This is a genomic window from Streptococcus infantis (assembly GCF_000960085.1).
Classification (GTDB): Bacteria; Bacillota; Bacilli; order Lactobacillales; family Streptococcaceae; genus Streptococcus; species Streptococcus infantis_C.
Genome location: NZ_JYGT01000007.1, coordinates 55547 through 77292, shown reverse-complemented (window position 1 = coordinate 77292; position 21746 = coordinate 55547). Strand labels below are relative to the sequence as shown.

General features: G+C 38.8%; 21 protein-coding genes and 1 tRNA gene. 17 read left to right on the top strand and 5 right to left on the bottom strand.

All coding sequences use genetic code 11. The annotated features are described in order from the left end of the window. Positions 1-38 precede the first annotated feature (38 nt). The 10 genes from mltG (at position 39) to TZ94_RS03060 (ending at position 8831) form a co-directional block, all read left to right on the top strand. A complete protein-coding gene (gene mltG / locus TZ94_RS03105; RefSeq protein ID WP_241767279.1) occupies positions 39-1682 on the top strand; it encodes an endolytic transglycosylase MltG in 1644 nt (547 codons plus the stop codon). Positions 1683-1758: 76 nt separating this feature from the next. After that, a complete protein-coding gene (gene greA / locus TZ94_RS03100; protein ID WP_004252406.1) occupies positions 1759-2241 on the top strand; it encodes a transcription elongation factor GreA in 483 nt (160 codons plus the stop codon). An 82-nt stretch (positions 2242-2323) separates the two neighbouring features. Then, entirely contained in the window at positions 2324-3697 is a 1374-nt protein-coding gene (locus tag TZ94_RS03095) for an amino acid permease (RefSeq protein WP_045614007.1), read from the top strand. Positions 3698-3795: 98 nt separating this feature from the next. After that, a complete protein-coding gene (locus TZ94_RS03090; RefSeq protein WP_052689731.1) occupies positions 3796-4206 on the top strand; it encodes a GNAT family N-acetyltransferase in 411 nt (136 codons plus the stop codon). Positions 4207-4261: 55 nt separating this feature from the next. Continuing rightward, on the top strand, positions 4262-4858 hold the full coding sequence (locus TZ94_RS03085) for an HAD family hydrolase (RefSeq protein ID WP_045614006.1): 597 nt from the start codon (positions 4262-4264) through the stop codon (positions 4856-4858). Positions 4859-5007: 149 nt separating this feature from the next. Beyond that, positions 5008-5217: a helix-turn-helix transcriptional regulator gene (locus tag TZ94_RS03080; protein WP_045614005.1), complete on the top strand. Its 210-nt coding sequence runs from the start codon at positions 5008-5010 to the stop codon at positions 5215-5217. Continuing rightward, on the top strand, positions 5207-5695 hold the full coding sequence (locus TZ94_RS03075) for a DUF6773 family protein (protein WP_045614003.1): 489 nt from the start codon (positions 5207-5209) through the stop codon (positions 5693-5695). The genes TZ94_RS03080 and TZ94_RS03075 overlap by 11 nt, the downstream gene beginning before the upstream one ends. 107 nt (positions 5696-5802) lie before the next feature. Beyond that, positions 5803-7263 carry a nicotinate phosphoribosyltransferase gene (locus TZ94_RS03070; RefSeq protein WP_045614001.1) on the top strand — a complete coding sequence of 487 codons (1461 nt, stop codon included), beginning with the start codon at positions 5803-5805 and terminating at the stop codon, positions 7261-7263. Beyond that, complete coding sequence (nadE, locus tag TZ94_RS03065; RefSeq protein WP_045613999.1) at positions 7260-8084, top strand: ammonia-dependent NAD(+) synthetase; 825 nt, start codon at positions 7260-7262, stop codon at positions 8082-8084. Before TZ94_RS03070 ends, nadE begins: the two co-directional genes overlap by 4 nt. A gap of 204 nt (positions 8085-8288) precedes the next feature. Further along, on the top strand, positions 8289-8831 hold the full coding sequence (locus tag TZ94_RS03060; protein ID WP_045613997.1) for a GNAT family N-acetyltransferase: 543 nt from the start codon (positions 8289-8291) through the stop codon (positions 8829-8831). 46 nt (positions 8832-8877) lie between these two features. Here TZ94_RS03060 and TZ94_RS03055 read toward each other — a convergent pair whose 3' ends face one another. The 5 genes from TZ94_RS03055 to TZ94_RS03035 form a co-directional block, all read right to left on the bottom strand. Further along, positions 8878-9960: a M24 family metallopeptidase gene (locus TZ94_RS03055; RefSeq protein WP_045613995.1), complete on the bottom strand. Its 1083-nt coding sequence runs from the start codon at positions 9958-9960 to the stop codon at positions 8878-8880. A 115-nt stretch (positions 9961-10075) separates the two neighbouring features. Next, complete coding sequence (gene gatD, locus TZ94_RS03050; protein WP_045613993.1) at positions 10076-10858, bottom strand: lipid II isoglutaminyl synthase subunit GatD; 783 nt, start codon at positions 10856-10858, stop codon at positions 10076-10078. Next, a complete protein-coding gene (murT, locus tag TZ94_RS03045) occupies positions 10858-12201 on the bottom strand; it encodes a lipid II isoglutaminyl synthase subunit MurT (protein ID WP_045613992.1) in 1344 nt (447 codons plus the stop codon). The genes gatD and murT overlap by 1 nt, the downstream gene beginning before the upstream one ends. A gap of 82 nt (positions 12202-12283) precedes the next feature. Beyond that, on the bottom strand, positions 12284-12811 hold the full coding sequence (locus TZ94_RS03040) for a hypothetical protein (protein WP_045613991.1): 528 nt from the start codon (positions 12809-12811) through the stop codon (positions 12284-12286). Between the two features lie 94 nt (positions 12812-12905). After that, positions 12906-14222, bottom strand: a complete 1317-nt coding sequence (locus TZ94_RS03035; RefSeq protein WP_045613989.1) for an FAD-containing oxidoreductase — start codon at positions 14220-14222, stop codon at positions 12906-12908. A 340-nt stretch (positions 14223-14562) separates the two neighbouring features. Between TZ94_RS03035 and TZ94_RS03030 the strand changes: the two genes are divergently transcribed. The 7 genes from TZ94_RS03030 to vex3 all read left to right on the top strand — a co-directional run bounded on the left by TZ94_RS03030 (position 14563) and on the right by vex3 (position 21704). Next, a complete protein-coding gene (locus tag TZ94_RS03030; RefSeq protein WP_045613987.1) occupies positions 14563-16137 on the top strand; it encodes a DEAD/DEAH box helicase in 1575 nt (524 codons plus the stop codon). 271 nt (positions 16138-16408) lie between these two features. Continuing rightward, positions 16409-17197 (top strand): GTP-sensing pleiotropic transcriptional regulator CodY, encoded by a 789-nt coding sequence (gene codY / locus TZ94_RS03025; RefSeq protein WP_045613986.1) that lies wholly within the window; start codon positions 16409-16411, stop codon positions 17195-17197. Continuing rightward, positions 17197-17772: a cysteine hydrolase family protein gene (locus TZ94_RS03020; RefSeq protein ID WP_045613985.1), complete on the top strand. Its 576-nt coding sequence runs from the start codon at positions 17197-17199 to the stop codon at positions 17770-17772. Before codY ends, TZ94_RS03020 begins: the two co-directional genes overlap by 1 nt. Positions 17773-17849: 77 nt before the next feature. Further along, a tRNA-Leu gene (locus TZ94_RS03015) sits at positions 17850-17935 on the top strand. A 135-nt stretch (positions 17936-18070) separates the two neighbouring features. Continuing rightward, entirely contained in the window at positions 18071-19348 is a 1278-nt protein-coding gene (locus tag TZ94_RS03010) for an ABC transporter permease (protein WP_045613983.1), read from the top strand. 13 nt (positions 19349-19361) lie between these two features. Continuing rightward, complete coding sequence (gene vex2, locus TZ94_RS03005; RefSeq protein WP_006150586.1) at positions 19362-19994, top strand: ABC transporter ATP-binding subunit Vex2; 633 nt, start codon at positions 19362-19364, stop codon at positions 19992-19994. Between the two features lie 330 nt (positions 19995-20324). Beyond that, positions 20325-21704, top strand: coding sequence for an ABC transporter permease subunit Vex3 (gene vex3, locus TZ94_RS03000; RefSeq protein WP_045613982.1), 1380 nt, complete (start codon positions 20325-20327; stop codon positions 21702-21704). Positions 21705-21746: the final 42 nt, after the last annotated feature.

Sequence of the window (21746 nt, the reverse complement as noted above, 5' to 3'; positions counted from 1 at the left end):
TTAAGATATAATATTATGGATTATCAACAAGGAGGTAAATACCTTTGAGCGAAAATTCAAATGAAGAAGAAAAGTTAAGTTTTAAAGAGCAAATTTTACGCGATTTAGAACGACTAAAAAAAGAGGCAAATGGGGCGGAACAAACTGACGACCTTTTTTCAGCTTTAGCAGATTCTTCTGAATCAACTCCAGAAAAAAAAGAACCAGGTATTTCTGAAGAAGAATTAATTGCACAATCAATTTCAGCTGTTGATCAGTTAATTGATAATGCACCAGTTGTTCCTCCACGTTCAACTGATACAGAAGAAACTCCTGAAGAGGTAGTTGAGTCACCTCAAACAATCTCAGAAAAAGAAGAAAAACATTCGATTCCAACTAGGGTTTCAGTTTCTTACAAAACTCAAGATGCTTCTCCAGAAGCAACTGAAACTGTAAGCTTTTCATCTAGCAAAGAAGAGTTCGCGAATGAAAATCATGCGGATGTTGAAACTGAAACTGCAGAACTTCCTAGAAGAAGTCGTAGAGAGTCTGTGAAACCAACCAAGAAAAAGAAAAAATCTCACTTAAAAGGATGTTTAGTGACAGTATTTCTATTACTGATTTTATTCAGTGTAGGTGGTTTCTTTGGTCTTCGTTATGCAGAATCGGCCTTGCAACCTGTAGATCCATCATCTAAACAATTTGTAAAGGTTCAGATTCCAAATGGTTCTAATACTCAGGAAATTGGTTCAATATTAGAAAAATCTGGCCTAGTTAAGCATGGTATGCTTTTTACTTTATATGTAAAATATAAAAATTATACAGAATTAAAGTCAGGTTTTTATAATTTGCAGAAGAGTATGAGCACTGATGAATTAATTAAAGCCTTGCAAGTTGGTGGGACTCCAGAGCCTCAAGAAGTAGTATTTGCAAATTTAACTATTCCAGAAGGTTATACGCTTGAGCAAATTGCACAAGCTGTTGGACAACTTCAAGGTGATTTTAAAGAACCATTAACAGCAGATGCCTTTAAGGCAAAAGTTCAAGATGAAAACTTTATTGCTCAAGAGGTTGCAAAATATCCAAATCTTCTCGAAAGTTTACCTACAAAAGATAGTGGTGTTCGATATCGTTTAGAGGGTTATCTTTTCCCTGCAACATATAGTATTAAAGAAGGTACGACTGTTGAAAGTTTAATTGATGAAATGTTAGCTGCTATGGACAAAAGTTTAACTACACATTATACTACTATCAAAGAAAAGAACTTAACAGTAAATGAGCTCTTAACGATTGCTTCACTTGTAGAAAAAGAAGGAGCAAAAACAGAGGATCGTAAGTTGATTGCGGGAATTTTCTACAATCGCTTGAACCAAAATATGCCACTTCAAAGTAATATTGCTATCCTTTATGCAGAAGGAAAACTTGGTCAAAAAATCAGTCTTGCTGATGATGCAGCTATTGATACATCAATTGATTCACCATACAATGTCTATACAAAAGTAGGTCTTATGCCTGGACCAGTTGATAGCCCGAGTTTAGATGCTATCGAATCAAGTATCAATCAAACAAAGAGTGATTATCTATACTTTGTGGCCAATGTTCAAGATGGTAAAGTTTACTTTGCCACAACATTGGAAGAACATGACAAAAATGTTCAAGAACATATCAATGGTAAATTAAACAAATCAAATAGCACAAACTAAAATTATGTGGTTTTCCACATAATTTTGCTTTAAGAAAGTAAATTTTATTGAAACAATCAAAAGAAAGTTGAGAAAAATGGTAGAAAAAACTTATCCAATGACATTGGAAGAAAAGGAAAAACTCGAAAAAGAATTAGAAGAATTAAAATTAGTACGTCGTCCAGAAGTCGTAGAACGTATCAAGATTGCTCGTTCATACGGTGATTTGTCAGAAAATAGTGAGTATGAAGCAGCTAAGGACGAACAAGCCTTTGTTGAAGGACAAATCTCAAGCTTGGAAACAAAAATTCGTTATGCAGAAATCGTGAATAGCGATGCAGTTGCGCAAGATGAAGTTGCTATCGGAAAAACTGTAACTATCCAAGAAGTTGGAGAAGACGAAGAAGAAGTTTACATTATCGTTGGTTCAGCTGGTGCAGATGCCTTCGCAGGAAAAGTATCAAACGAAAGCCCAATCGGTCAAGCCTTGATTGGTAAGAAAACAGGTGATATCGCTACAATCGAAACACCTGCTGGAAGCTATGACGTTAAAATTTTAAAAGTTGAAAAAACAGTTTAATAGGGTAAAAAAGAAGGAGTAGATACAGGGAAAGCGCTTCCTATCACTCCTTTTCTTCATTCTAAAAACTTGAGGAGACTAGATGAATTCAGAAAATAAACATAAAAAGAAAAGTAAAATGGAACGTGGATTAACAAACCGCCACGTTCAAGTTATGGCCATTGCGGGAACAATCGGGACTGGACTATTTTTGGGAGCTGGTCGCTCTATCAGTTTAACGGGACCTTCGATTGTCCTTGTCTATATGATTACGGGTGGTTTTATGTATCTCATGATGCGAGCTATCGGAGAGATGTTGTACCAGGACCCAGAGCAACATACCTTTATCAATTTTATTACTCGTTATCTAGGTAAGGGCTGGGGCTATTTCTCAGTTTGGTCTTATTGGTTATCGGTGGTCTTTATCGGAATGGCTGAGATTACAGCCATCTCGCACTATGTTCAGTTTTGGTTTCCATCCTGGCCATCTTGGTTGATTCAGGTTGTCTTTCTAACAATTTTAGGACTGGTTAATTTGATTGCCGTTAAAATCTTTGGTGAAGTAGAATTTTGGTTTGCCATGATTAAAATTGTGGCTATTCTTGCCATGATTGCGACAGGTGTTTTTATGGTTTTGACCGGCTTTGAAACTCCTTATGGTTCAGCAAGCCTGACAAATATCAGCGAGCATTTCTCCCTTTTCCCAAATGGTGGTATGAACTTTGTCATGGCCTTCCAGATGGTTTTCTTTGCCTACTTGATGATTGAATTTATCGGTGTTACCACATCTGAAACTAAGGATCCAAGAAAAGTATTGCCTAAGGCTGTTAAGGAAATTCCTTTGCGAATTATCTTCTTCTACGGTGGAGCACTCTTAGCTATTATGTCTATTATTCCTTGGCGTGAGCTTTCTGCAGCAGATTCACCATTTGTAACGGTATTTGAACTTGTTGGTCTTAAGTGGGCGGCTGCTTTGATTAACTTTGTTGTCTTGACTTCAGCAGCGTCAGCATTGAATTCAACCCTTTACTCAACAGGTCGTCACTTGTATCAGATTGCCCATGATTCACCCAATCGTTTCTTGAAAGCTATTAAGGCAGATACCCTCTCACGCCACAACGTTCCTCAGAATGCAATCATTGCTTCTGCCGTATTGATTGGTTTTGCTGCCTTCATCAATGTACTTCCTGGCGTATCAGATGCCTTTGCTTTGATTACAGCTTCTTCATCAGGTGTTTATATCGCTATCTACATCTTGATCATGGTAGCCCATCTCAAATATCGTAAGTCTAAGGACTTTATGGCAGATGGTTATCTCATGCCTCAATATCGCTTGCTAAATCCTCTGACCATGCTCTTCTTTATCTTTGTGTTTGGAACTCTCTTTTTACAAGAATCAACTGTAATGGGAGCTAGAGGTTCAGCAATCTGGATTGTTGCTTTTGGTATTTACAGCCAATGGAAGTTTAGAAAATAAGTCAGAAGCTCATCAACTCAGGTTGGTGAGCTTTCTAGTTTGACAGTTATTTAAAATAGGAATATAATCAAGGCGTAAGTGTCTTTGAGGAGGGTTTGATGCACATTCGATTGGAAGATACAGAATCTCAGAAAGCGCAAAAAATCGGAGAGTTGGTTCGCTCTTATAATCGTTCCAAAAGGGAAACAGCTGAAAGTGAGCCACTTAACCTTTATGTTGAAGATGATAGCGGTGAACTCCTGGCTGGTTTAGTAGCAGAGACCTTTGGAAATTGGCTAGAAATTGAGTATTTATTTGTGAAAGAAGACTTGCGAGGACAAGGAATCGGCTCCCAACTATTGCAACGAGCAGAAAGTGAAGCTAAGAAGAGAAATTGTCGGTACGCTTTTGTGAATACGTATCAGTTTCAAGCGCCAGCCTTCTATCAGAAACATGGTTACCAGGAAGTCTTTACCTTAAAAGACTATCCCTGTACTGGACAAAGGCACTATTATCAAAAAGATTTATAAATTAAAATTAGGAATGAAGTAAAGTGATTGGTCACATAATAATGGAGGCAGGTTGATGGATATTATACTGGATATGGGTAATGTTCTACTGGAATGGAACAAGGATAAGATTTTGAAAGCTGTAGCTAAAACTCAGAAAGATTATCTGATATTAGACAAGGCTATTTTTCAGTCGGGGCTATGGGAAAGGTTGGACCTGGGGACCTTGACTCGGGAAGAATTGGTTGATAAGGTTCTTTCCCTATTAGGAGATTGCTATCAGAAAAAGGTTGAAGAAGTCATTTGGAACTGGCCTGCCTATATCGATATTTACACGGAAGTCTTTCCGCTTCTTGCACGTTTAAAGGAAAATGGCCATCGTATTTTTGTCCTATCTAATACCTCACCAGTTTTTTATGAATTATTGAAAAATCAACTAGCACCTCTAGAAAAGATTTTAGATGGGCTTGTTCTTTCCTGTGATATCAAGGCTATCAAACCTGATCGAAAAATGTTTGAGGAAATCCTCCGTAAATATGAGTTGGATCCTTCAAATTGTATTTTTCTAGATGATGTAATAGATAATACCAACATGGCTGAAAGATTAGGCATCAAAGCCTATCAAGTCAAACAGAGAAGTGACGTTGTAGATATTTTGAAAAAATTTGAATAAGCAGAGAACTCTCTATCATGTAAGTGGTAGAGTTTTTTTGTTAAAAAAATCGCACAAAATGACAGATATATATTGCATAATGTAAAATATATGATATAATAAAGTTGAAAAAAGAAGCGCGACTTTTAAAATTAAGGAGGAGGTAAGAAGTGGCTAAGAATTTAAAATTAAAACTCGCTCGAGTAGAGCTTGAACTGACACAAGGTGACTTGGCAGAAGCTGTAGGGGTGACTAGACAGACTATCGGCTTGATAGAAGCTGGGAAATATAATCCTAGTCTATCCCTTTGCCAGTCTATTTGCAGACGCCTAGGCAAAACGTTAGATCAATTATTTTGGGAGGAAGAAGATGAAAAATAGATTTTTTTATTATCACTTACTAGACGAAAGAGAAGAACAACTGATGAATAAAGCGGGAGCTGAAAGTTTCTATATCTCTATAGCTTTCTTGCTTTTATCTTATATGATTACAGTATTAGCACCAAGTCTTTTTAATCCGAGAATGATTCTCATCATTATCATTATTGGAACTTCTTACTTTTTCGGCCGTGCTCGAGATTTGGGTGTGAACTACTATAGTCGTTTTCATTTTACAATTATAGGGTGTTTGCTGGTAACTCTCGCTATTACGACTCTTTTGATGTTGCAGAATTATCAATTCAATATCGAAATTTATCAGCACAATCCTCTGAACGTTAAATACTTGTCTGCTTGGATCATTACCTATCTACTTTATCTTCCTTGGGTCTTTATTGGTAACTTAGGTTTGAAAAGTTATGGTGAATGGGCTCAGAAGAAGTATGAAAAAGATATGGATGAGCTAGAGAGTATGGAATAGCCTGTTAGCTTTTTATCAATATCGAGAAAATGTGTTATAATAGTACTAATTTATGAGAAAAGAAGAAACATTTTCATCTTTTTACAAATAGGGAAGAAGGACAGTATATGTACCCAGATGACAGTTTAACTTTGCACACTGATTTGTATCAAATTAACATGATGCAAGTTTACTTCGACCAAGGCATTCATAACAAGAAAGCAGTTTTTGAAGTTTATTTCCGCCAACAACCTTTCAAAAACGGTTATGCTGTATTTGCAGGTTTGGAACGAATTGTGACCTACTTAGAAAACCTGCGCTTTTCTGAGAGCGATATTGCTTATTTGGAATCACTTGGCTATCATGGCGCCTTCTTGGAATATCTCCGTAATCTAAAGTTGGAATTGACTGTACGTTCTGCTCAAGAAGGGGACTTGGTATTTGCCAATGAACCGATTGTTCAAGTGGAAGGTCCTTTGGCTCAGTGTCAATTGGTTGAAACAGCTCTCTTGAACATCGTCAACTTTCAAACCTTGATTGCGACCAAGGCAGCTCGTATTCGTTCAGTCATTGATGATGAACCTTTGATGGAATTCGGAACACGTCGTGCGCAAGAAATGGATGCGGCTATCTGGGGGACTCGTGCGGCTGTTATTGGTGGTGCCAATGGAACTAGTAATGTACGTGCAGGTAAGCTCTTTGGTATTCCGGTTTTAGGAACCCATGCCCATGCTTTAGTTCAAGTTTATGGAAATGACTATCAGGCTTTCAAGGCTTATGCCTCAACGCACAAAAACTGTGTCTTTCTAGTAGATACCTATGATACTCTTCGCATCGGTGTTCCAGCAGCGATTCAGGTTGCGCGTGAACTTGGTGATAAGATTAATTTCCTTGGTGTCCGCATTGACTCTGGAGATATTGCTTATATTTCTAAAAAAGTTCGTCAACAACTGGATGAAGCAGGATTTACGGATGCTAAGATCTATGCATCTAATGATCTTGATGAAAATACCATCCTTAACCTCAAGATGCAAAAAGCTAAGATTGACGTCTGGGGTGTAGGTACTAAACTCATCACTGCTTATGACCAACCAGCACTTGGAGCAGTTTACAAGGTTGTTGCTATTGAAGACGAGAATGGTCATATGCGTAATACCATCAAACTTTCAAACAATGCAGAGAAAGTTTCAACACCAGGTAAGAAACAAGTTTGGCGCATCACCAGCCGTGAAAAAGGCAAGTCAGAAGGTGATTACATTACCTATGATGGTGTCGATGTTGCTAGTATGACTGAAATTAAGATGTTCCATCCAACCTATACTTACATCAAGAAAACTGTTCGTAATTTTGATGCTGTTCCTCTCTTGGTAGACATTTTCAAGGAAGGTAAGCTGGTTTATGACTTACCAAGTCTGCCTGAAATTCAAGCCTATGCTCGTAAGGAATTTGATAAGCTCTGGGACGAATACAAACGTGTACTCAATCCACAACACTATCCTGTGGACTTGGCTCGTGACGTATGGCAAGACAAGATGGACTTGATTGATAAGATGCGTAAGGAAGCTCTAGGCGAAGGAGAAGAAGAATGAGTTTGCAAGAAACCATTATCCAGCAACTAGGTGTAAAACCAGTGATTGACGCCCAGGAAGAAATCCGTCGTTCGATTGACTTTTTAAAACGATATTTAAAGAAGCATCCCTTCTTAAAAACGTTTGTATTGGGTATTTCTGGAGGTCAAGACTCGACTTTAGCTGGACGTCTTGCCCAACTAGCTATGGAAGAAATGCGAGCAGAAACAGGTGATGATAGCTATAAATTTATCGCAGTTCGCCTGCCTTATGGAGTGCAAGCTGATGAAGCAGATGCTCAAAAAGCCCTAGCTTTTATTCAGCCAGATGTCAGTTTGGTAGTGAATATCAAGGAATCTGCTGATGCTATGACGGCAGCAGTGGAAGCAACAGGAAGTTCTGTTTCCGATTTTAACAAGGGGAATATCAAGGCTCGTAGTCGTATGATTGCCCAATATGCCCTTGCGGGTGCCCATAGCGGAGCTGTTATCGGGACAGACCATGCTGCGGAAAATATCACAGGTTTCTTTACTAAATTTGGTGATGGTGGTGCAGATATTCTCCCACTTTATCGCCTCAATAAACGTCAAGGGAAACAACTCTTGAAGGAGCTTGGAGCTGATCCAGCCCTCTATGAAAAAGTTCCAACAGCAGATTTGGAAGAAGAAAAACCAGGTATTGCAGACGAAGTAGTCTTGGGAGTCACTTACAATGAAATTGATGATTACCTCGAAGGCAAACAAGTAAGCCCAGAAGCCCAAGCAACCATTGAAAAATGGTGGTACAAAGGCCAACACAAACGCCATCTACCAATCACAGTGTTTGATGACTTTTGGGAGTAAAAAGGTCCGGGGGACCTTTTTACCTTCTTGCCTAAAAATTAGAAAGCAAGAATAACCTCCAGTGGATGTTTTTACCCTGAGCCTAGAAATGAGAAAGCGAAGAAGGTCCGGGGGGCCTTTTTCACTTTATAACTTGAAATAGGAGAGTGAGAAAGTTCAATGCAAGTTTGAAGCCATCCATAGAATAGAAAGAGAGTTACCATTATGAAAGCAGTAGGGACACAAACTATAGAGACTGAACGTTTGATATTAAGAAGATTTGTGGAAGATGACGCTCAAGCCATGTTTGATAATTGGGCTTCACGCTCAGAAAATCTGACCTATGTGACTTGGGATCCACACCTGAATGTTGAACAAACTCAAAATTCTATTGGCAATTGGGTAAAATCCTATGACGATCCAGATTATTACAAATGGGCCATTTGTCTCAAAGAAAATTCAGACCATGTCATTGGAGATATTAGTCTTGTCAGTGTGGATGAAACTAACTCTAGCTGTGAGATTGGATATATCTTAGGGCAGGACTACTGGGGACGAGGACTCATGACAGAAGCCTTGAAAGCTGTCTTATCATACTGTTTGGATAAGATTGGATTTGAACGAGTTGATGCTTGCTATGTAAGTTTAAATCCCGCTTCTGGACGTGTCATGGAAAAAGCAGGTATGACTTTTTGGAAGACTGTTCCAAATGCAGTTGAACGAAAAGGTTATATAGCTGATAAAATTTATTATCAAATCAAAAAATAAGATGGAAAAGTCTCACTTTTCCATCTTATTTTTTATAATATACTTTTTAATCAAAATAAAGCAAATCTTTGCTGGTACTTGTAAAGAGGTCAAAGCCGTCTTTGGTCACAACACCGCAGTCCTCGATACGAACACCGACTTTACCAGGAATGTAGATACCAGGCTCAACTGAGAAGCACATGCCTTCTTCGATGACCATGTCATTTCCTTCCATGATAGATGGGAATTCGTGGACGTCCATACCGATACCATGACCGAGACGATGGTTGAAGTACTCACCGTAGCCAGCTTTTTCAATCACTTCCCGAGCTGCTCGGTCTACTTCATGAGCTGTCACACCAGGTTTGATAAAGTCAAGGGCAGCTTGCTGGGCTTCAAGAGTCAAGTTGTAAATGTCTTTCTTGAATTGGTCAGGTTTACCAACAGCGACTGTACGAGTCATATCTGATGCATAACCATTCACCATTACACCGAGGTCAAAGAGGAGAAGGGCATTGTTTTCAACCTTATTGGCTCCAGGAATACCATGAGGGTTTGCAGCGTTATCACCTGTCAAGACCATAGTATCAAAGCTCATTTCATAGCCTTCGCGTTTCATGGCAAAATCGATTTGCGCAATGATATCAGTTTCCGTATTATCAAGAGAGATATTGTCAAAACCAACTTTAACAGACTTATCAGCATAGACACCTGCTACCATCATCTTTTGCACTTCGTCTGCTGATTTGATCAAGCGCATGCGTTGGATCAATGGAGTTAAGTTCTCAAACTCAGCAGTTTCAAAGACAGATTTTAAACCGTGATATTTAGTCAAGATAAGATTATCAAACTCAACTGCGACACGTTTGAAATCAAGCTGTGGCAAGGCGTTTTGGATTTTCTTCCAAGGGTTTTCAGAGTCTACATAACCAACAACTGGGAATGAGACAGTGCTTGTTGCACGCTCAACCTCAAGGGCTGGAACGAAGAGAAGTGGTTCCTGGTCAGCAAGGACAAAGAGGAACATTTGGCGTTCGTGTGGATCACTGTAAAAACCAGTGAAGTAATTGATAGTGACGGGGTCAGATACGACTGCGACGTCTAACTTTTCAGATTCGAGATATGTTACAATTTGTTGTAATTTAGACATATGTTACCTTCTTTCTACCCCTCTATTTTTGCAAAAAATAGTAGAAATTGCAAGGGAGAAGGGGAAAAGACTACAAAAAAATTCCAACAGCTAATAGCATGTTGGAATAGAAAGTCTAGTTGAATTCTGCCTTACTTTTCACATCGCTGTATTCTTCAGCAACTTCTTGGCTAAGGATATCTTCATAAGCTGGAAGGACAATGTCCTGACCATATTTTTTCTTGAGGGCAGTAGTGACCAAACGGTAGGCTAGATTTGCATTACGGGATAAAATAGGTCCGTGGAAATAAGAACCGAAAACATTTTTATAGTGAACACCTTCACCGATTTTTTCTTCATTATTTCCATTTCCGTAAACAACCTGACCGAGTGGTTTTTGGTCATCTGAGAGGAAGGTACGGCCTTGGTGATTTTCAAAGCCATAGTAGGTTTCATCAAATTCTTCGTTATGAATTTTAATATCACCGATAAAGCGGTTGTTGGTTTGGTTGAGTGTGTAGTGTCCCATGACACCCAAGCCTTCGATACGTCTTCCAGAAGCTTCGATATAGTACTGACCCAATAGTTGGAAACCACCGCAGATAGCAAGGACAACACCATCATTTTGGATAAAGTTATCGATGTTTTCTTTTTTAGCAGGCAAATCACCAGCAATGATACTTTGTTCAAAGTCTTGGCCACCACCGAAAAAGGCAATGTCGTAGTGATTTTCATCGAAATCATCATGAAGTGAAACGATGTCAACTGTTACGTGAGCACCCAGCTTTTCAGCTACATACTTGAGCATGAGGATATTCCCATTATCTCCGTAGGTATTCATGAGGTTACCATAGAGGTGGGCGATATTTAGCTGGTAAGGATAGTTACCGTCTTTTGAGGAAAGTGAAGTATAAACCATTAGTTCATCTCCTTTCTAACAAGCTGACGATTGGCTAGTAATTCTCGGAATTCCAGCATAGCAGTATAAGTAGCAAGGATATAAGCATGCTTGCAGTCTTGAGCTTCAATCGTTTTAAGAACTTGTTCCAGACTGCTTGTTTCAGTGATTTTATCAGCTGGATAACCAGTTACTCGAAGACGACGAGCAATTTCAGAATGACGAACGCCACCGGCGTTGATTTCTGGGATATCCATGTCAGTAATTTGTTCAAAATCAGTATCCCAAATCCAGCTGGTATCAATCCCGTCTGCATAATTCGCATTGAGGAGAACAGATAGACTAAATGGATAAGGAGCGAGTTTAATCATTTCAATGGCTTGTGTTGCACCGACAGGATTTTTGATGAGAACCAGTGTACATTCCTTATCACCGATATGGAACGTTTCTTGGCGCCCAAAAACTGCACGACTCTTGTCAAATCCTTGTTTAATCAGTTGAGAATCAGCTCCAAGGTAACGAGCAATAGCGACTGCTGCGAGAGCATTGTAGATATTATAAAGCCCACCGATTTGGATACCGTATTCTTGGCCGTCAATAACAAAGCGAGAACGATTGTTGGTCAGCTCAACCAATTCTGTCAGACGGTAGCCCAAGTCAGGACGTTTACATCCACAGTTTTCGCAGATATAAGCTCCTAAATTAGCATAAGTATTAAGCTCATATTTCAAAATACTTTGACAGTCTGGGCAGAGAATACCTTCAGTATTGTAGTGAGCAAGTTTTGCTGGACCTTTTTCCAAATCAAAACCAAAATACTGAACAGGATTTGGAATTGCAGGCTTGTAGAAAAGTGGACTGTCACCGTTAAGGAGGATAGTAGCAGTAGGAACTTTTCGAATAGCGTCCAAAATCATGTTATAGGTTGTGTAAATCTCACCGTAGCGGTCCATCTGATCACGGAAGATATTGGTGATGACGAAAAGACTAGGCTGGATGTAGTCACAGATACGTGAGAGACTAGCTTCATCGATTTCAAGCACTGCAATATTTTTTCCAGTTTTTGAAGATTTTGCAGTCAAGAAAGTCGTCGTAATCCCTGTGATCATGTTGGCACCACTTGGATTGGTCAAAACTTGACCATAAATTTCCTTTAGGATACCGACAGTGAGAGCGGTTGTCAAGGTTTTCCCGTTGGTACCAGTTACCACAACGATTTCGTAGTTCTTAGCTATATTTTGTAGAATATCTTTATCAAATTGGAGGGCGAGTTTTCCAGGGAGCGTACTTCCACGTCCAAGACGACTTAAGATAAAATGAGAAGAACGCCCAGCAAGAAGTCCCAAAGTAGTTTTTAATTTCATGTTTCTATTATATCATAAATGCTGAAAAAGACAGATTTGAGATTTTAGAAAAAGAAAAACAGCCCAAGGAGGGCTGCTTATGTTATTCTAATGTAAATGCAACAATTGCTGCTTTTGATTTAAAATCAAGAGCAGGTTTTATTTCTAATTCTAAATCACCTTCACCGGTGACTCCAAAATGAGAAACAGCACCTTCAATAGATCTACCTGCAGAAATGGCATCCATAGTGTTTGTATTTGGGTAAGATTCCATTTTCTTGCCACCTACATAAAGCGTCATGTCTAATCCAATAGGTAAATTCTTTTCAGAAAGGTTTGTTACGTTATAGGTAACTTTCAAGACTTTATCTGGATTGCTTTTGTCAAATTGGTTCCGTTCGTCAGTCCATTCGACATTAGTAATAGTATATTCAGCAACATTATCAAAAGTTATTTTATCACCTATAGCGAATTTATCTTTTTTCTCAGTCTCTTTTTTACTAGTAGAAGTTTCTACTTTATCATCTTTTGAAGTATTATTTTCTTTCTTTGCTCCACTGCTACAAGCAAATAGAGTCAGGATAGATAAGCAAGATAGACCTAGAGTAATGATTTTTCGTGTTTTATGCATTATAAAACCTCCTTTTTAAATTAATTAACGTAATAATATCATAAATATAGATAAAATAAAAGCATTTTTTTATAAAATGCTTTTATTTTTAAAACTAAATCGCAAATAAGTCATTCAAGTTTTCAGCCAAGGTTGGGTGAGTGAAGATCTGTTTTGTGAAGTAAGTGTAAGGAATCTTGTTGTCCATAGCAACAGTAATGATATTGATGATTTCTTGTGAACCTTCTGAGAAGATTGTAGCGCCGAGAATTTCTTTTGTTTCAGTATTAACAACGGCTTTAAAGGCACCACGAAGGTCACCATTTACATGTCCACGAGGCATAGCTGCAACAGGGATTTCCTTAACAGCATAAGGAAGTTTCAAATCTGCTGCTTGGCTTTCAGTTAAACCAACTTGTGAAAGTGCAGGAGTGATGAAGAGGGTGTTTGGTACATTGAGACGATCCTCAAGTGTGTAGCTACCATCACCAGCAAGATAGCTGTAGACAACACGGAAGTCATCTAGAGAAATGTAGGTGAATTGAAGTCCACCGTTGACATCTCCAACTGCAAAGACACCTGGAACGTTTGTTTGGCAGTGTTTGTCGACTTTGATAGCGCCACGTTCAGTTAGTTCAATGTCTGTGTTTTCAAGTTGAAGTGGCTCTACATTTGGTTTACGTCCTGTTGCGTAGAGAAGCGCGTCGAAACGGTATGTTTCATTCTCGGTCACGACAAGCACTTGGTCACCGTCGTTTTTGATTTCTGTAGTGCGGACATTTTGAAGGAGTTCAATTCCATCTTCTTCCAAGTATTGTTTGGCAAGAGCTGCGATTGAAGGTTCTACACGAGGCAAGAAAGTATCCAAAGCATCTAGGACTGTTACCTTACTTCCAAGTTTGTTGTAGAGAGTTGCAAATTCAAGGCCGATATTTCCTCCACCAAGTACACCAATTTTTTCTGGTAATTGTTCTAAGTTTTGGATACCTGTTGAGTCAAAGACGTTCTTACTTGTAGTAAGACCTGGAATTGGCAATACGTTTGAAATAGCACCAGTGTTGATAACGATTGTTTCAGCAGTCAGTTCTTGTTTTTCATCTCCAGCTTGAATTTCAATAACCTTGTTTGAGACAAAGTGTGCTTCAGCATCAATGATATCAACACCAGTACCAGCAATAGTCGCATAGTTTTTACCATTGAGGCGTGTAGTAACTGTATTTTTTGTAGCCATAACCTCGTCAAATGACAAGTCCTTTTCTGCGGCAACTAACAAGGTTTTAGTTGGAATACAACCGATGTTTATACAAGTTCCACCGTACATTGCTTTGTTGCGTTCGATAAGGGCAACTTTTTTACCAGCTGAAGCTAGTTTCCCAGCAAGCGTCTTACCAGCCTTACCAAATCCAATGACAATTAAATCGTATGTTAACATTTTTAAATCCTCCTGTTTGATTTCATTCTAGCACAAGAAAAAAATTTTTTCACAATTCTGCTACGGGAAAAAATATCCAAACAAAATAGTCTCGAGAATGCTTAGATAAATCGACTTCAAAAGATAGAAAAATCGTTTACATGATTTAATCAGGTGGTTAGACTATCTTTTGCCCCTGTCTTGTGTTATACTAGATAAGTTGCAAAAAAGCAGTACTTTTCTTTAGTGGAAAAGAAGCAACACGGTCTTTCATAAAAGGTATGAAAGTACGTCATGACAAGAAAAGTATAAACTAAGCGCTATAGGATGGCTTCGCACCATCTTTAGAAAGAAGAATAACGTGAAATTTAATGAATTTAATCTTTCTGCGGATTTGTTAGCAGAAATCGAAAAAGCAGGATTTGTAGAAGCAAGTCCTATTCAAGAGCAAACCATTCCTTTGGCTCTTGAAGGGAAAGATGTCATCGGACAAGCTCAAACAGGTACAGGGAAAACTGCAGCCTTTGGTTTGCCAACCCTTGAAAAAATTCGTACAGAAGAAGGAACCATTCAAGCTTTAGTCATTGCACCAACCCGTGAACTAGCTGTACAAAGTCAGGAAGAACTTTTCCGCTTTGGTAGAAGCAAGGGTGTAAAAGTCCGTTCTGTTTATGGTGGTTCAAGTATCGAAAAGCAAATCAAGGCACTTAAATCAGGAGCTCATATCGTAGTTGGAACACCAGGTCGTCTCCTGGATTTGATCAAACGCAAGGCCTTGAAACTACAAGATATTGAAACTCTTATCCTTGACGAAGCAGATGAAATGCTGAACATGGGCTTCCTTGAGGATATTGAAGCCATCATCTCTCGTGTCCCAGAAAATCGTCAAACCTTACTCTTTTCAGCAACTATGCCAGATGCCATCAAACGTATCGGGGTTCAGTTTATGAAAGAACCTGAGCATGTGAAGATTGCTGCCAAGGAGTTGACAACAGAATTGGTGGACCAGTACTATATCCGTGTCAAAGAACAAGAAAAATTTGATACTATGACTCGTCTCATGGACGTGGAGCAACCTGAACTTGCGATTGTATTTGGTCGTACCAAACGTCGTGTAGATGAGTTGACTCGTGGTCTTAAGATCCGTGGTTTCCGTGCAGAAGGTATTCATGGAGACCTTGACCAAAATAAACGTCTTCGTGTCCTCCGTGATTTCAAAAATGGCAATCTTGATGTCCTCGTTGCAACAGATGTTGCGGCACGTGGCTTGGATATTTCAGGTGTGACTCATGTTTACAACTATGATATTCCACAAGATCCAGAGAGCTATGTTCACCGTATTGGTCGTACAGGTCGTGCTGGGAAGTCAGGTCAATCCATTACTTTCGTAGCACCAAATGAGATGGGCTACCTCCAAATCATCGAAAACTTGACCAAGAAACGCATGAAGGGCTTGAAACCTGCTACAGCAGAAGAAGCCTTCCAAGCTAAAAAGCATGTTGCGCTGAAGAAGATTGAACGTGACTTTGCGGATGAAACTATTCGTGGCAACTTTGACAAATTCGCAAAAGATGCTCGTAAATTGGCAGCTGAATTTAGCCCAGAAGAATTGGCCATGTACATCCTTAGCTTAACGGTTCAGGATCCGGACAGTCTTCCAGAAGTTGAAATTGCACGTGAGAAACCATTACCATTCAAACCATCTGGTGGTGGATTTGGAGCAAAAGGCAAGTCTGGTCGTGGTAGCCGTCGTGGTGACGACCGTCGAGATCGTGATCGCCGTGGCAATGGTCGTCGTGATGATTTCAAAAAAGGCAGTCGCAAGAACGACCGCTTTGAGAAGGAAAAACGTTACCGTAAGGATAATAAAAAACCACGTAATACTTCAAGCGAGAAGAAGACAGGCTTTGTGATTCGTAACAAAGGAGATAAATAACAAAAAAGCGGTTCACTGTGGTGGATCGCTTTTATATATAAGGAGACCTATAGTCAAGAAAATAATCATACGAGAGTTTGTATTTATATATTTGTTATCTTGTAATATTATATTATCAAAAATTGAGGAAGCTGTCAATAAGAAAATACAAAAAAATTAGCAAAAATTTTCGAACACGCTTGAATTGCAATTCAATAAACAATTTTCAGATAATTGTTGAAATAGTCGCAATTTTATGATATACTGAAAGCGATTATATGCGAGGTAAAACATGGCAAATTTATTAGAAAAAACAAGAAAAATTACGTCTATCCTGAAGCGTGCGGAAGAAAAGCTTCAAGATGACCTACCATACAATGCAATTACACGTCAATTGGCTGATATTATTGACTGTAATGCCTGTATTTTAAATAGTAAGGGACGTCTTCTAGGATATTTTATGCGCTACAAGACCAATAATGACCGTGTAGAGCAATTTTTCCAATCAAAGATTTTCCCTGATGAATATATCCAAGGGGCTAACATGATCTACGATACGGAGGCGAACCTCCCAGTGGAGCATGATTTGACCGTTTTCCCAACAGAAAGTCGTTCAGACTTTCCTGATGGATTGACTACGATTGCTCCGATTCATGTCTCTGGTATCCGCTTGGGTTCTTTGATTATTTGGCGTAATGACAAGAAATTTGAAGAAGAGGATTTGATCCTTGTTGAGATTGCAAGCACTGTAGTTGGAATTCAATTGTTGAACTTCCAACGTGAAGAAGACGAGAAAAATATTCGTCGTCGTACAGCAGTCACTATGGCGGTTAACACTCTTTCATACTCTGAATTACGAGCAGTATCTGCTATTTTAGGAGAACTAAATGGCAATGAAGGTCAGCTGACAGCTTCTGTCATTGCAGACCGTATCGGTATCACTCGCTCTGTGATTGTCAATGCCCTTCGTAAACTTGAATCAGCAGGGATTATTGAAAGTCGTTCCCTTGGTATGAAAGGAACATATCTTAAAGTGTTGATTCCAGACATTTTTGAAGAAGTGAAAAAGAGGGACTATTAATGGCTAAGGCTTTAATTTCAATTGACTACACAGAAGATTTTGTAGCGGATAAGGGCAAATTGACTGCAGGAGCTCCTGCGCAAGAAATTTCTGAAGTGATAGACAAGGTGACACGTTTAGCATTTGACCGTGGAGATTATATTTTCTTTACGATTGATGCTCATGAAGAAAATGATGTTTTTCATCCGGAAAGTAAACTCTTTCCACCTCATAACATCATTGGGACTAGTGGACGTAACTTGTATGGCAAGTTAGCTGACTTTTATCAGGAACATGCTCAAGATAGTCGTGTCTTTTGGATGGATAAACGTCACTATTCGGCTTTTTCTGGAACTGATTTAGATATTCGTTTGAGAGAGCGTCGTGTGGATACTGTTATCTTGACTGGAGTTCTTACAGATATTTGTGTGCTTCATACTGCGATTGATGCTTATAATCTTGGTTATCATATCGAGATTGTCAAGCCTGCAGTAGCATCCATTTGGCCTGAGAATCATGCCTTTGCACTTGGACATTTTAAGAATACACTTGGTGCGAAATTGGTTGATGAAAATTTGCTTGAAATTACAGAATAATACATTTCAAGATGAAAAAATCTGAAAAAAGTCTTGACAATTTTTTTCAAAGTTGATATACTAGTAAAGTAATCGACGCGGGGATGGCGGAATTGGCAGACGCGCAGGACTAAGGATCCTGTGACCGCTTTAGGTCGTGAGGGTTCAAGTCCCTCTCTCCGCATAGTAGATGAGCTAGCTTCGGCTAGCTTTTTATTTTTCGTAAAAAAGAGCAAATATATTTTTGCTCTTTTTTTCTTATTTCATAAACATTTCATATTTGAATATTATAATGGATTTACAAATATGGAGGTGCTATATGAATCCCACTCAAAGAGCTTGGGCTTACGTCAGCAGAAAACGACTGAGAAGTCTCATATTATTCCTGATTCTATTTGTCTTATTGGCTGGAATATCGGCTTGTTTGACGCTCATGAAGTCCAACAAAACAGTAGAAAATAATCTCTATCGTTCATTGAATACATCTTTTTCTATTAAAAGAATAGAAGCAGATCAGACTTTTCAACTGTCTCAACTAGATGACCTTAAAAAGATAAAGGGCTTTGAGAAGATTTCACCTGAGCTAGAAACAATAGCCAAGTTAACTGACAAAGAAGTCGTTACTGGAGAACAAAGTATTCAACGGGATGATTTGACAGAGGCTGAAAAAAATCTCATCAGTTTGATAGCTTTAGAAGATTCCTCTAAGGATGTCTCCTTTACTAGCTCTGCCTTTACCCTTAAAGAAGGAAGGCATATCCAAAAAGGGGATAGCAAAAAGATCTTAATCCATGAAGATTTAGCCAAGAAAAACAATCTAAAAGTAGGAGATAAGATTAACTTAAATTCTGGACCAGTAGAAGATAGTAGTGGACAAAATCAAGACTATGAAATCGTAGGTATTTTCTCAGGTAAGAAGCAAGAAAAATTCACTGGTCTTAGCTCAGATTTTAGTGAAAATACGGTCTATACAGACTACGAAAGTAGCCAAACTCTTCTTGGAAATAAGGAAGCTCAAGTTAGCGCCGCTCGTTTCTATCTAGAAAATCCAAAAGATATGGATAGTATCATTCAAGAGGTTGAAAAGTTATCCCTGGAAAATCAAGGTTACCAAGTCGAGAAGGAAAATAAGGCTTTTGAACAAATCAAGGATTCAGTTTCGACCTTCCAAACCTTCCTACAGATTTTCCTCTATGGCATTATGATCGCTGGTGTAGGAGCGCTGATCTTGGTCTTGTCACTTTGGTTACGAGAGCGAGTCTACGAGGTTGGTATTTTATTGGCACTAGGTAAGGGAAAAGGAGCAATCTTTAGCCAATTCTGCCTGGAAGTCATCCTAGTTTCATTGGCATCTATTCTGCCTGCATTTGTGGCTGGGAATGCCATTACTTCCTATCTCTTGAATACTGTATTAGCAAGTGGCGACCAAGCTGCACTACAAGATACGCTAGCAAAAGCAACGAATCTTTCAACAAGTCTTCTATCATTTGGAGAATCTTATATTTTCCTACTTATAATTAGCTACTTGTCAGTTGCACTTTGTTTCCTATTTTTATTTAGAAAATCACCGAAAGAAATTTTATCATCCATCAGTTAATAAAGGAGAAATCATGACTTTACTACAATTACAAGATCTTACTTATCGTTATAAAAACACTGCAGAAGCAGTATTATATAAAATCAATTACGATTTTGAACCTGGTAAGTTTTATAGTATTATCGGAGAATCAGGAGCTGGAAAATCCACACTCTTATCTCTATTAGCAGGACTTGATAGCCCAGTCGAAGGTGCTATCTTATTCGAAGGCAAGGATATTCGTGAACAAGGATATTCTTATCACCGAATGCACCATATCTCGCTAGTTTTCCAAAACTATAACTTGATTGATTATCTTTCTCCATTGGAAAATATCCGCTTGGTCAATAAAAAAGCTAGCAAGGATACCCTTCTTGAACTTGGTTTGGATGAAAGTCAAATCAAGCGAAATGTTCTCCAATTATCAGGAGGGCAGCAACAACGGGTTGCCATTGCTCGTAGTCTTGTCTCTGAGGCGCCAGTAATTTTAGCAGATGAACCAACAGGAAACTTGGATCCTAAGACTGCTGGGGATATCATCGATTTGCTCAAATCTCTCGCTGAGAAAACAGGCAAGTGTGTGATCGTTGTGACCCACAGCAAGGAAGTAGCACAGGCGTCAGATATTACACTTGAATTGAAGGATAAGAAACTGACTGAAAAATAGAGTCTACTTCTTAAACTTTTGGAATTGCTTTAGTAAACTATTAAGTAATTATAAACGAAGTGATTCTTAAACAGTTATTTCCCGCTATAGTGGTATCCTAGATAATAACTTTGTTATTATCTAGGACGGGATTTTTGAGAGTAAAATAGTTTGGGGAACTATTTTAGTCTGAGCCTAGAAATGAAATGGCGAAGAGCTCAAAAATAAATCGTGAAATTCCTTGGATTTCTAAAATCATCCACTGGATAATTTTACCTCCCGTCCGCACTATTTAAGGGAAATAAAGAAATATAAAAACATATAAGCGAAGTAATTCTAGAAAGGAATCTTATGTTACACAACGCATTTGCCTATGTCACAAGAAAATTTTTCAAGTCTATTGTGATCTTTCTTATCATTCTTTTGATGGCTAGTTTGAGTTTGGTCGGTTTGTCTATCAAAGGAGCGACAGCCAAGGCTTCTCAGGAAACCTTTAAAAATATCACCAATAGTTTCTCCATGCAAATCAACCGCAGGGTCAACCAGGGAACGCCACGTGGTGCAGGGAATATCAAGGGTGAAGATATCAAAAAAATTACCGAGAATAAGGATATTGAATCCTACATCAAACGGATTAATGCTATCGGTGATCTGACAGGCTATGAACTGATTGAAACGCCTGAAACCAAGAAAAATCTAACTGCAGATCGAGCTCAACGTTTTGGAAGTAGCTTGATGATAACAGGAGTTAATGATTCGTCTAAAGAAGACAAGTTTGTGTCAGGCTCTTACAAACTGGTCGAAGGAGAACACTTAACCAAGGACGACAAATACCAGATTCTCATGCACAAAGACTTGGCTGCTAAACATGGCTGGAAGGTAGGGGACAAGGTCAAACTGAACTCCAATATCTACGATGCAGATAATGAAAAAGGAGCAAAGGAAACAGTAGAAGTAACGATCAAAGGACTTTTTGATGGACATAACAAATCTGCTGTAACCTACTCACAAGAACTTTATGAGAATACAGCTATCACAGATATTCACACAGCAGCCCAACTCTATGGTTATACAGAAGATACAGCTATTTATGGAGATGCTACCTTCTTTGTGGCTGGAGACAAGAATCTAGATACTGTCATGCAAGAATTAGGGTCGATCAACGGCATCAACTGGAAGATGTATAGCTTGATTAAGAGTTCATCTAACTATCCTGCCCTCGAACAATCTATCTCAGGCATGTACAAGATGGCTAATCTTCTCTTCTGGGGTAGCTTGAGCTTCTCTGTTCTTCTACTTGCTCTCTTACTGACACTATGGATTAACGCCCGTCGTAAAGAGGTTGGAATTCTCCTTTCAATTGGTCTAAAACAAGCAAGTATTCTAGGACAATTTATCACAGAAGCAGTTATGATTGCAATTCCAGCACTTATTTCAGCTTACTTCTTAGCTAACTATACTGCTCGTACTATTGGAAATACAGTGCTTGCAAATGTCACATCAGATGTGGCTAAGCAAGCTAGTAAGGCAGCCCAAGCCTCTAATCTTGGTGGTGGTGCAGAAGTTGATGGCTTTAGCAAGACACTTTCAAGTCTGGATATTTCCATTCAACCCACAGACTTTGCTATCATCTTTGTACTTGGCTTAGTTCTAGTGGTACTAGTTATGGCGCTTGCTTCCAGCAATCTCCTCTTTAAACAACCAAAAGAACTCTTGTTGGATAGTGAATAAAAAACCTGCTACCTATTCTCACTCAAATGAGATATAATATAG